General features: G+C 64.9%; 10 protein-coding genes. 7 read left to right on the forward strand and 3 right to left on the reverse strand.

Features of this window, described 5'->3' with window-relative positions; genetic code table 11:
• The first annotated feature begins 25 nt into the window (after positions 1-25).
• Together pyk and fba are read left to right on the forward strand one after the other, a co-directional pair.
• Complete coding sequence (gene pyk, locus C266_RS07775) at positions 26-1,459, forward strand: pyruvate kinase (RefSeq protein ID WP_010808467.1); 1,434 nt, start codon at positions 26-28, stop codon at positions 1,457-1,459.
• A gap of 134 nt (positions 1,460-1,593) precedes the next feature.
• Positions 1,594-2,658: a class II fructose-bisphosphate aldolase gene (fba, locus tag C266_RS07780; RefSeq protein ID WP_010808468.1), complete on the forward strand. Its 1,065-nt coding sequence runs from the start codon at positions 1,594-1,596 to the stop codon at positions 2,656-2,658.
• A 12-nt stretch (positions 2,659-2,670) separates the two neighbouring features.
• On the opposite strand, the gene C266_RS27315 is transcribed toward fba, so the two are convergent.
• Positions 2,671-3,333: a hypothetical protein gene (locus C266_RS27315; protein WP_144265748.1), complete on the reverse strand. Its 663-nt coding sequence runs from the start codon at positions 3,331-3,333 to the stop codon at positions 2,671-2,673.
• Between the two features lie 420 nt (positions 3,334-3,753).
• Between C266_RS27315 and C266_RS07790 the strand changes: the two genes are divergently transcribed.
• The 5 genes from C266_RS07790 to C266_RS07810 all read left to right on the forward strand — a co-directional run bounded on the left by C266_RS07790 (position 3,754) and on the right by C266_RS07810 (position 9,069).
• The gene (locus C266_RS07790; protein WP_010808470.1) at positions 3,754-5,133 is read left to right on the forward strand and encodes a hypothetical protein; all 1,380 of its coding nucleotides are present in this window, start codon (positions 3,754-3,756) and stop codon (positions 5,131-5,133) included.
• A gap of 217 nt (positions 5,134-5,350) precedes the next feature.
• Positions 5,351-6,256: a phosphoribosylaminoimidazolesuccinocarboxamide synthase gene (locus C266_RS07795; RefSeq protein WP_036662115.1), complete on the forward strand. Its 906-nt coding sequence runs from the start codon at positions 5,351-5,353 to the stop codon at positions 6,254-6,256.
• 15 nt (positions 6,257-6,271) lie between these two features.
• A complete protein-coding gene (purE, locus tag C266_RS07800) occupies positions 6,272-6,778 on the forward strand; it encodes a 5-(carboxyamino)imidazole ribonucleotide mutase (protein ID WP_010808472.1) in 507 nt (168 codons plus the stop codon).
• A 41-nt stretch (positions 6,779-6,819) separates the two neighbouring features.
• Entirely contained in the window at positions 6,820-8,013 is a 1,194-nt protein-coding gene (locus C266_RS07805) for a 5-(carboxyamino)imidazole ribonucleotide synthase (protein ID WP_036662056.1), read from the forward strand.
• Between the two features lie 3 nt (positions 8,014-8,016).
• Positions 8,017-9,069 (forward strand): L-threonylcarbamoyladenylate synthase, encoded by a 1,053-nt coding sequence (locus C266_RS07810; RefSeq protein WP_010808474.1) that lies wholly within the window; start codon positions 8,017-8,019, stop codon positions 9,067-9,069.
• Between the two features lie 34 nt (positions 9,070-9,103).
• Here the strand turns inward: C266_RS07810 and C266_RS07815 are convergent, their stop codons facing one another.
• Positions 9,104-10,051, reverse strand: coding sequence for a sterol desaturase family protein (locus C266_RS07815; protein ID WP_010808475.1), 948 nt, complete (start codon positions 10,049-10,051; stop codon positions 9,104-9,106).
• A 188-nt stretch (positions 10,052-10,239) separates the two neighbouring features.
• Positions 10,240-11,757, reverse strand: a complete 1,518-nt coding sequence (gene dacB / locus C266_RS07820; protein WP_010808476.1) for a D-alanyl-D-alanine carboxypeptidase/D-alanyl-D-alanine-endopeptidase — start codon at positions 11,755-11,757, stop codon at positions 10,240-10,242.
• Positions 11,758-11,934 lie beyond the last annotated feature (177 nt).

Consider the following 11,934-nt stretch of genomic DNA (forward strand, 5'->3'; position numbering starts at 1 on the left):
AAAAGAGGATGAAGAGATGGATGTAATGAACCGCTCCACCAAGATCGTCGCCACCATCGGTCCGGCATCGAGCACGCCGGAAGTGCTCTCGCGCATGATCGCCGCAGGCGTCGACGTCGTTCGGCTGAACTTCTCGCACGGCAAGGCGCAGGATCACATCGAGCGTGCCGAGATGGTGCGTGCGGCTGCCAAGGCGGCGGGCCGCGAAGTGGCCATCATGGCCGACCTTCAGGGCCCGAAGATTCGCGTCGGCAAATTCGAGAACGGCAAGACCACGCTCGAGGCGGGCGCCAAGTTCATTCTGGATGCCGATTGCGAACTGGGTAACGACGAGCGCGTCGGCCTGGACTACAAGGAACTGCCGCGCGACGTGCGTCCGGGCGACGTGCTGCTGCTCAACGACGGCCTGATCGTGCTGATCGTCGAGCGCGTGTTGGGCAGTGAGATCCACACCACGGTGAAGGTCGGCGGCGATCTGTCGAACAACAAGGGTATCAATCGCCAGGGCGGCGGGCTGACGGCGCCGGCGCTCACGGCCAAGGACATGGAAGACATCAAGACGGCGATGGCGCTGGGCGCCGACTACGTTGCGGTCTCCTTCCCGAAGAACGCCACCGACATGGAAATGGCGCGCCGTCTGGCCAACGTGGCGGGCGAGCCCTACGGCATCAAGCCGCGCATGATCGCCAAGATCGAGCGTGCCGAAGCGATTCCGGCGCTCGAAGAAATTCTGGCGGCGTCGGACTGCATCATGGTCGCGCGTGGCGATCTGGCCATCGAAGTGGGCAATGCGGCGGTGCCGGGGCTGCAAAAGCGCATGATCAAGCTCGCGCGCGAGATGAACAAGCTCACGATCACGGCCACGCAGATGATGGAGTCGATGATCCACAACCCGGTGCCGACCCGCGCCGAGGTGTCGGACGTCGCCAACGCAGTGCTCGACGGCACCGACGCCGTCATGCTGTCGGCCGAGAGTGCGGCGGGCAAGTACCCGGTCGAAACGATCGAGACGATGGCGGCGATTTGCGTCGAAGCCGAACGCTCGGAAATGCTGGAACTCGACCGCGACTGGCTCAACCAGACTTTTACGCGCATTGACCAAACGATTGCCGCCGGTGCCCTGTTTACCGCGTATCATCTTGGCGCGAAAGCGATCGTGGCACTCACTGAGTCGGGTGCGACCGCGTTGTGGCTGTCCCGGCACAAGATTCATGTACCGATTTTTGCCCTGACGTCGCAGCTCGGCACCCACCGCAAAATGGCGCTGTACCGCAACGTCTACGCCATGCGGGCCGACGCCACGCTTGAGCGCGATCACGCGCTCAAGCAAGCCGAGCAATTGCTGCTCGCGCGTGGGGTGGTCAAGCGCGGCGACACGATCGTATTGACGGTAGGCGAGCCGATGGGGCAACCCGGCGGCACGAATACGTTGAAGATCGTCCAGGTGGGCCAGGCATGATGAAAGGAGCCGCGCGAGTGCGGCGAGGCGTGCGAGCAAAAGCGCACGCTGCGCCGCCCGCGAGCCGTCGTCATGAGGGGCGCCTCTGGATCGAGGAAAGATTTGCTTAGTTTTGTGATTCCAAGGAGAACATCATGCCCCTAGTCTCTATGCGACAGCTGCTCGACCATGCCGCCGAAAACGGCTACGGTCTGCCGGCCTTCAACGTTAACAATCTGGAGCAGGTTTCCGCCATCATGGCCGCCGCCGACGAAGTCGGTGCGCCGGTCATCATGCAGGCCTCGGCCGGTGCCCGTAAGTACGCTGGTGAAGCGTTCCTGCGTCACCTGATCTCGGCGGCCGTGGAAGCGTATCCGCACATTCCGGTCGTGATGCACCAGGATCACGGCCAGTCGCCGGCGGTGTGTATGGCCGCGATCAAGAGCGGTTTCTCGAGCGTGATGATGGACGGCTCGCTCGAAGCCGACGGCAAGTCGGTCGCCAGCTACGAGTACAACGTCGAAGTGTCGAAGAAGGTGGTCGAGTTCTCGCACTACATCGGCGTGACGGTGGAAGCCGAGCTGGGCGTGCTGGGTTCGCTCGAAACGATGAAGGGCGACAAGGAAGACGGCCACGGCGCCGACGGCACGATGACTCGCGAACAACTGCTGACCGATCCGGATCAGGCGGCCGACTTCGTGCATCAGACGCAGTGCGACGCGCTGGCCATCGCCATCGGCACCTCGCACGGCGCTTATAAGTTCAGTCGCAAGCCGACGGGCGACATTCTCGCCATCGACCGCATCAAGGAAATCCACCGCCGCATTCCGAACACCCACCTGGTGATGCACGGTTCGTCGTCGGTGCCGCAAGAGTTGCTCGCCGAGATCCGCGAATTTGGCGGCGATATGAAGGAAACGTATGGCGTGCCGGTCGAAGAGATCGTCGAAGGCATCAAGCACGGTGTGCGCAAGATCAACATCGATACCGATATCCGTCTGGCGATGACCGGCGCGATCCGTCGCTATCTGTTCGAAAATCCGAGCAAGTTCGACCCGCGCGATTACCTCAAGCCGGCCCGTGAAGCCGCCAAGCTGGTTTGCAAGGCGCGCTATCTGTCGTTCGGTTGCGAAGGTCAGGCAGGCAAGATCAAGCCGGTCGCCCTCGAGAAGATGGCAGAGAAGTACAAGAGCGGTGATCTCGCGCAGATCGTGAAGTAATCAGCGCGCCGCTCAGGTCGCAGGCCCGGCTTTTGCCAGCACTCGCTGGAACAAGCGCCGGGCCTTTTCTTTTGGCATCTGTAATTGGAACTTCCCACCCAGTTCCGAGCGGATCGTGGCGGTGAGCATTTCCACGCCATCGACAATCAGCGTCATCGGCTCGTTCATGTGCTGACGGGAGAAGTCGCGCATCCGGGTGGTCGCGCCTTCGCGCAGGCTCATCGTGATGACGACGTCGGTATCGCTGTACGTGTCGCCCTTTTGTGCCGGGAACTGCAAGCCCAACAGCTCGATATCGCGCGCGGCGAACAAGGCGAAACGCGGAATCTCGTCGTCGTCCGAGGTAGCGATGGCGACGAGGCGCGGCAGCACGGGCCGCTCGGCGGTGTCGACCGCAGGGGGTGCGGGACTTACGGGGGCGGTGTGTGCCGTGCCGGGCCGATGGGCCGGGGCATGGGCCGACGCTGCCGGCGGCGTTGCACCGGGGGGAGTCGACTGCGCAAACGCGGGCAGGCCGGCGAACGCTATCGCCGCAGCAAGCGCCAGACGGGCTCCCAGGCAAGTGCAGGGGCGGACGCCGGGGTGGCATGCGGCAAGCTTGCCGGCATAGGTCTGCCGGACAGTTTTCGGATTCGATGGGTTCGTCACGGCAGTCCCCTTGGTTCGGGTGAGCATTTCCATTCTAGGCAACATCCGGGCAAGACGAAGGGCAGAGAAATCCCGGCCTCCGCCGGCGCGTAACGACGTCAGCGCCGATGTCCGGGGCTGGAGCAAAACGACAGTCATCCCCCGAATCCTGAAGATCGGTGCCGGGCAGCGTGGCAGGCTCCTGAGCCCCCCTGGAAATTCCCTCGCGCCCTCAAGACCATCCGGAGAATGCCTATGCCCATATCCCTGACCAAAGTGGTTGCCTGTTGCCTCGGTGCCCCCAATCCCAACGAAACTTCCCCACCGTCGTCGGGGCGCACGTCCCTGGCCGGCGACGTGAGCGCCGTATCTCAGCGTGCGCAGACCTCCGCTGGCGGATCTCGGGCCGCGAGGCATTCGGCACCGGGTGCCGCGCATGAGCCGACGCCGGGTCCCTCCGAGATCGCGATGACACCGATGGCCGCCGACTGGCGAGGTGCCGATATCGATCACACCGACGGAACGGCCCAAGTCGAGAAGCCAATCCAGCTTTGGGCGCGTGACGGCATCAAGCCGCAGTCGCTGTCTGCGATTGCGCGGGCAACACAAGATTGGATCGATACTTATGGCGTCAACCCGGCCCAACTGTTCTGTTTGGGTAACGAACGTACCCGTTACGGCCTGATCGAGCTGGGGGGGCACCGGTTTGTTGTCGGACCGACGGCAACCCCGGCAGAGGCGCAAGTGCTTACCCGCCTGCTTAAGGCTCGTCCGCAGATCGGCGCGATTTTCTGTGTCGAGCCGGGCGCGATGCAGGGGCCCGCCAATGCTGGTGATCCGCTGCGCGAGCCAAGCAAGGCGGGATACGCCGAGAGATCCATTAGCGCTTACATCTCCGGTGTGATCCGCCAGGGCCGGCTCGACTTCGACGCTGCCGGTGAGCGCGTGCCGCAAGGGCCCGTGAAGCTCGACGGCGGGCTGTCCCACGTGCAGTTCATGGAGTTCATCGGCATGGAGCGTTTCGATGCCGAGATTCCCCGCGACGTGCTATGGGATGCCGGGCGCGGCGTGGCCGCGTACATGCGTGAGAACCCGGGCAAGATCGCGCTCGTGTGTTCGGAGCGTGGTATTTCCCGGCCTTGCGCCGTGATTGCCAGCGCGGCGCTGCAATTGGAAAATGGCGAAACGAACGTGCGTGTCGGGCTGGGCAAGCGAGTCGTCGAACAACGCTCCAGACTCAGCGACCACCACATCAACCTGGCGGCCCGCAGCCTCGATCTGATCGCCGAGTTCGCAAGGTTGCTCGACATCCTTCGCAACCCTGGCCGGGGGGATCTCCATCAGGAGCGGAAAATCCATCTGCTCAAAGCACGGCTGCCGGCGCTGGCGACCGGTCGATATGCTAATGTGGACTGGGCCGGCGACGATGCGCGCCGCACGCTGGCAACGCTGCTCGAAGACAACTTTGCCCGCGTGTCGCCGGCACTCGCCTCCGGCGGCTTGCCGCCCGGCACGGCACTGCTCTGGCTTGGCGACGAGTTCAACGTGCAGCGCGGGATCAGGTTCCTGACTCCCAGCTACCTCAGCGGCCATATCGACCGGATATCTCAGGAGGCGATCGATCCGAACGATCGGAACGCGATTCGGTTGGTCACCGTCGACGATGAAGGGCTCACCTGCGACAACAAGTACTACGACGCCGCTTCGATGGCCGACTGGTATCGCCAATGTCGTCGTCGCTTCAGCATGATGTCGAATCCGGTTTCACGGGTGCCGGTCGTGGCGCTCCTCGTGCGCGAGGGCGAAAGGGCGAGGCTCGACCTGCTATTCCGTGACGACGCTGCCTGAGTTCGATGGCGTCCGATGGCATCCGATGACGCCCGCGTCGTGAGATGGGCGAATCGGCCGCGTGTCGCCGGTGCTTGATCGCAACACCCTACCGGCGGGCGAGGGGCGAGGGCGCTTACATTCCGTCCGATGACACGCCGGGGGCGACATCTTCGTGAAGCGCCCTCCCGACGCGCGTATAATTACGCCTTTGCCCTTCCTGACATTGGGTCCCGCCGTGACTACCCCCGCTCCGAACGCCCTGTACGAATCCTCCCTCAAGAGCCTGCCGCTGCTCTCGCGCGGCAAAGTGCGCGATAACTACGCCGTCGGCGACGACAAGCTGCTGATCGTAACGACCGACCGCCTCTCGGCGTTCGACGTGATCATGGGCGAGCCGATTCCGGGCAAGGGCCGAGTGCTCAACCAGATGGCCAACTTCTGGTTCGACAAACTGGCGCACGTCGTGCCGAATCACCTGACGGGCGTGGCGCCCGAGACGGTCGTGTCCGCCGACGAAGCCGGGCAGGTCGCCGGCCGTGCGGTCGTCGTCAAGCGCCTCAAGCCGATCCTCGTGGAAGCGGTGGTGCGCGGCTATCTCGCCGGCAGCGGCTGGAAGGACTATCAGGCGACGGGCGCCGTGTGCGGCGTGAAGCTGCCCGCCGGTCTGCAAAACGCGCAACAACTGCCCGAACCGATCTTCACCCCGGCGGCCAAGGCCGAGCTGGGCGAACACGACGAGAACATCAGCTTCGACGACATGGTGAGCCGTATCGGCCGCGAACTCGCCGAGCAGATCCGCGAAATCTCGATTCGTCTGTACAAGGAAGCGGCGGCCTATGCGGCCACGCGCGGCATCATCATCGCCGACACGAAGTTCGAGTTCGGTCTGGACGACGAGGGCCGCCTGCATCTGATGGACGAAGCGCTGACGGCCGATTCGTCGCGTTTCTGGCCTGCCGATTCGTACGCCGTGGGCAGCAACCCGCCGTCGTTCGACAAGCAGTTCGTGCGCGACTGGCTCGAGACCCAACCGTGGGGCAAGACGCCGCCGGCGCCGAAGCTGCCGGATGAGGTCGTCGAGAAGACGGCTGCCAAGTACCGCGAGGCGCTCGAGCGCCTGACCGGCCAGCAACTGGCCTGAGCGGGGCATCGAGACATGAGCGAGAAACAAGCAGTGACCCCGCGCGTGGGCGTGGTAATGGGGTCCAACTCGGACTGGGAAGTGATGAAGAACGCGGCCGCGATTCTGGCCGAGTTCGGCGTGCCTTATGAGGCGCAGGTCGTCTCCGCGCATCGCATGCCCGACGACATGTTCCGTTACGCCGAAGCCGCCCGCGAGCGCGGCCTCGTCGCGATCATCGCGGGTGCGGGCGGTGCCGCCCATCTGCCGGGCATGATCGCCGCCAAGACGACCGTGCCGGTGCTGGGTGTGCCGGTGCCGAGCAAGTATCTGCGCGGCGAAGACTCGTTGCTCTCGATCGTCCAGATGCCCAAGGGGGTGCCGGTCGCCACGTTCGCCATTGGCGAAGCAGGGGCGGCCAACGCAGCCTTGTTCGCGGTCGCCATGCTGGCGGCCGGCGACAAGACGCTTGCCGGCAAACTCGAAGCGTTCCGCGCGAAGCAGACCGAAGCCGCACGCGGCATGACGTTGCCCGCGCTGTAAAAGAAAAGTACGTCCCCGCTACTGTCAGCGTCTCAACGAAGATGAATTCTGCTTCCGCTACGCCTGTCCTTCCCGGCCAATGGCTGGGCATGCTGGGCGGCGGCCAACTCGGCCGCATGTTCTGTTTTGCCGCCCAATCGATGGGCTACCGGGTCTGTGTGCTCGATCCCGACCCGCGTTGTCCGGCCGGCGCCGTTGCTGACCGCCTGATCGTTGCCGATTACCGTGACGAGAAGGCGCTCGCCGAGCTGGCCGCGCTGTGCCCTGCCGTGTCGACCGAGTTCGAGAATGTGCCGGCCCAGTCGCTCGACTTTCTCGCCGCTTCCACGACCGTGAGTCCCGCTGGGCGCTGCGTCGCGATTGCGCAGGACCGGGTGGCCGAAAAGCGATTCATCGAAAGCTGCGGCGTGCCCGTGGCGCCGCATCTGGTCATTGAATCGAACCAGGCGCTTGCCGCTATCGGCGATGCGTCCATCGAAGGCGTGCTGCCGGGCATTCTGAAGACGGCGCGTCTGGGCTATGACGGTAAGGGGCAGGTGCGCGTGAACACGGTGGCCGAGGCGCGCGATGCTTACGCTGCGCTGGGCGGTGTGCCTTGCGTGCTGGAAAAGCGTCTGGCGCTGGCCTTCGAGGTCTCGGTGCTGAGCGCGCGCGGCGCCGATGGCTCGGTCGCCACCTACCCGCTCGCACAGAACGTGCATATCGACGGCATTCTCGCCACCACGACGGTTCCCGCACCCGACGCCGCCCCGGCAGTTGCCGACGCTGCGCGTGCCGCCGCCGCCGCGATTGCGTCGAAAATGGACTACGTGGGCGTGCTGTGCGTCGAGTTCTTCATTCTCAAGGACGGCTCGCTCGTCGCCAACGAAATGGCGCCGCGTCCGCACAACAGCGGTCATTACACGATCGACGCATGTGCGGCCAGCCAGTTCGAGCAGCAAGTGCGGGCGATGGCCGGGCTGCCGCTCGGTGAGACGCGTCAGCACTCGCCGGCCGTGATGCTCAATGTGCTCGGCGACGTGTGGTTCGAGGGCGCCGCCAAGGATCAGCCTCGCACGCCGGCGTGGGCCGACGTGGTGGCGCTGCCGTCGGCACGCCTGCATCTTTACGGCAAGGAAGACGCCCGCGTGGGCCGCAAGATGGGTCACATCACGTTTGCCGGCGCGTCGTTGGACGAAGCCCGCAAGGCCTGTGTGACGGCAGCGGCGAGCCTCAACATCCCGCTGGAGGACTGAGCGATGACGTCGCCTCAAGCGCCACGCATCGTCATGCCGCCGGCTGACGCGATCACCCTGGCGGCCGAACAACTCGCGGCCGGCGAACTGGTCGCGTTCCCGACGGAAACGGTCTATGGCCTCGGCGGCGACGCGGAGAATCCGGCCGCGGTTGCGGCGATCTACGCCGCGAAGGGCCGCCCGGCGAATCATCCGGTCATCGTGCATTTTTCTCCGGAAGGCGACCCCGGTTACTGGAGCGACAACGTCACGCCGGCGGCGCGCAAGCTGATGGACGCGTTCTGGCCCGGCCCGCTCACACTGATTCTCAAACGTGCACCGCACATCTCCGATATCGTCTCCGGCGGACAGGATTCGGTCGGGTTGCGTTGCCCGTCGCACCCGGTGGCGCAAGCGCTGCTGCGCGAGTTTGCCCGGATCAAGGGCGGGCAGGGCGGGGTGGCTGGGCCGTCGGCCAATCGCTTCGGTCAGGTGAGCCCGACCGCCGCGCAGCACGTGCGTGACGAGTTCGCCGGGTTGCCGGGTGTCACCGTGCATGTGCTCGACGGCGGCGAGGCCGCCGTCGGCATCGAGTCGACGATTGTGGATTTGTCGCGCGGTTTTCCTGCGTTGCTGCGTCCGGGGCATATTTCGCCCGAGCAGATCGCCGAGGTACTGGGCGAGATGCCGCGTCTGCCGGGGCAGGACAGCGGTGCGCCGCGCGCTGCCGGCACGCTCAAGGCGCATTACGCGCCGCACACGCCACTGTATCTGTGCGACGCGGGTCAAGTCGCGCCGACACTGGCTGTGCGTCCTGACGGCGAGCGCGTTGCCGTGGTGGCCTTCGCGTCAACGCTGGCAGCCCTGCCGGCCGACGTCGCAACGTCGGCCGATGTCGTGAAGATCGTGCTGCCCGGCACGCCGGCGGCGCTTGCCACCGACCTTTACGCGATGCTGCGAAGGCTCGATCGCGCCGACGTCACGCACATCCTGTTCGAGCGCTTGCCGGACACGCCCGAGTGGGCGGCAGTCGGCGACCGTCTCGGACGCGCCGCTGCGGCTTTCGCGCGCGCGTAAGGCATCCGTGCCGCTTCGGCGCCGGGGCAACGTGTCACAGCGTCTTTTGCGACACGTTGACGCTGCCGACGTGCTCCGCAGTTCCCGGTAATCCGCCCGCCGACGGCATTGCCGCTTGTCCGGCGGCCAATTGCGTCAATTGTGCTGCCTGCCACGCGTGCCGCCACTCGGGCGGCCCAAACAGCGCCATCCCCTTGTCCCGCCATCCCTTCATCGTGACGACGTCGCGCGCCATCGTGCGCCATTCGTGAAACGTCAGCGTGATCGGGTTATGCGTATGGATCTGGTCGACGATGCCGAATTCGCACGGCTCGGCCTCGCTTTCTTCCACGTACGACCCGAACATGCGGTCCCAGATGACCAGCACGCCGGCATAGTTGCGGTCGATATAACGCGGATTGCGCGCGTGATGCGCACGGTGAATCGACGGCGTGTTCAGCACATATTCGAGCCAGCCCAGTTTCGGAATCGCCTGAGTGTGCACGAAGAACTGGAAGGCGAGATTGAGCAGCACCACGCCGACGATCTGTACCGGCGTGAAGCCGATGAGCGCCATCGGTGTCCAGAACAACCACATGCCTGCGACCGGATACATCAGGCTTTGACGGAAGGCGGTCGACAGGTTGAGCCGCTCCGACGAGTGATGCACGACGTGCGCGGCCCACAGCCAGCGAATGCGATGGCTGGCGCGATGAAACACGTAGTAGAGAAAGTCCTGTACGACGAAGAGCAGCACGAAGCCGACCCACCCCGCCGGCATTGTGTAGATGCGGTAATGGTCATAGAGCCACGCGTAGAACGGCACGATGAGCAGCCACGCGAGCTTGTCCGCCCCCTGATGCATGAGCGCGAGCGTCGCGTTGCTTACGGTGTCCTTCAGGCTGTACATGCCGGGGTTGCGGCGCCGCCAGTACCAGGCCTCGATGCCGATGCACAACACGAACACCGGGGCGAGCGCCAGCAAAATCAACTCGACGTTCATGACCTCGTGTCTCCTCACGATGGGGTCATCTGAACCGGTGCCCCCCGCCTTCATGAGAAGTGGGCGAAGGTGGCACCGATGAAACGTCTATTCTGACTCGAATGCGATCGGGTAGCGCGGCGGTTAGAGGGAAACGTCAAATGCCCGTCTTCACCGCCTCTACGTGGGTTTTGCTGACACAGGCCCGCTCAGCGGCCATTTTCGTACACCCAGGAGATGAGCGCGTCGTGGAACCCGCGTGCACTGCTCGCGCGCGGGTCGTTCACAAGCGAGACCACGACGTAGATGTCGCCGGCGCGCGTGCCGACATAGCCCGCCACCGCGCTCACGTCGTCGAGCGTGCCGGTCTTGATGTGGGCGTTGCCGGCCACGTCGCGGTTCATGAGGCGGTTGCGCATGGTGCCGTCGACGCCGACGGTCGGCATCGATTCGACGAGCACCTGTCCCGTCGGACTGTTGATGCCGTGTTGCAGCAGGCGCGCCAGCTCGGCGGCGCTGATGCGCTCGATGCGCGACAGGCCGGAACCGTTCTCGACTATCAGTCCCGGCATGGCGAGGTCGTTTTTGTCGAGCCAGCGGTTCAGTACATCGCGTGAGCGCGCAAGGCTTGCGGGCGTGCGGTTGTTGTCGGCGGCGAGACCCAGCGTCAGGAACAACTGACGCGCCATCACGTTGTTGCTGAACTTGTTCATGTCGTGCACGACTTCGGCCAGCGTCTGGCCGCGATGCGTGACGAGCAGACGCGCACCCGGGGGCACGGCGCCGGTGCGCACATTGCCGTTGAATTGCCCGCCCGACGCTTGCCACAAGGCACGGAAGCCACCGAAGAAGAAGCGATCGCGATCCGGTGCGGCCACATTCCACCCCTTGTCTTCGCAAGACGCCGGGTACGTGCCCGAGAAATGCGCGACATACGCGCCGTCGGGCGTCGTGTTCAGTGTGGGATGAATGCGTGTGAGCCAGTCGCCGCAATTGCCGGCCGGGGTGGACGACATCTCGTTCGAAATCTGCAAGTTCGCCAGCGGCGGCAGCACGCCCACGTCGACGGTACCGTTCGCATTGCCGGTGAAGCTGAACGAGAATGCCTTGAACGAATACAGCAAGGGATCGGGCGCGACGTTATACGGCCGGTCGTCGCCACCGTCGATGGCGCCCAGTGCGCCAATGTCCGAGCTATAGGCCGAGCGGTCGAGCACGAGGTCGCCGTTGATGGTCGTCACGCCGGTGTTGCGCAGTTCGGCGACGAACTTCTCCATCTCTTCGGGTACGAGCTTCGGATCGCCCGAGCCTTTGAAGTACAGATTGCCGTTGAGCGTGCGGCCGTCCGAGGCGCCGTCGGTGAATGCCTGTGTGCGCCAGCGGTAGTCGGCGCCGAGCGTGTCGAGCGCGGCAATCGTGGTGACGAGTTTCATCGTCGAGGCTGGATTGCGCGGCACGTTCGGATTGACGGCGAGCAGCGGCGCTGCGATCAAACCGCGCGTTTGCAGCGGATTGTCGACCTTCGCGACGATCACGCTCACGTGCGATGCGGGCACCTTGCTTGCCGCGAGCGCGCGGGACAACTCGGGCGGCAGCGGCGTGGCGTGCGTGGCAGCCTGCGGCACGTGGGGCATCTTCGCGTGCTTGGCGGGCTTGGCCTGCACGGGCGCACTCATGACCATCGCGAGCGTCAACGCCGTGCAGCACACGCGTACGACGTCGCCCATGACGCGGCGCGATGCCGGCGAATGCAGTGAAGAGGGGGGGCGTGGGGCGCTGCTGAGCAAACGAGGGACGCGCATGACGGGCGAGGTTCTCCAGTGTTGCGCGCAGCGAAACCGTACGGCCTGAAGGCTGGGAATGCCCAGGCGAAGCGATGCGGACGCGGCGGCGAAGCAATGACA

This window comes from Pandoraea sp. SD6-2 (assembly GCF_000389825.1).
Lineage (GTDB): Bacteria > Pseudomonadota > Gammaproteobacteria > Burkholderiales > Burkholderiaceae > Pandoraea > Pandoraea communis.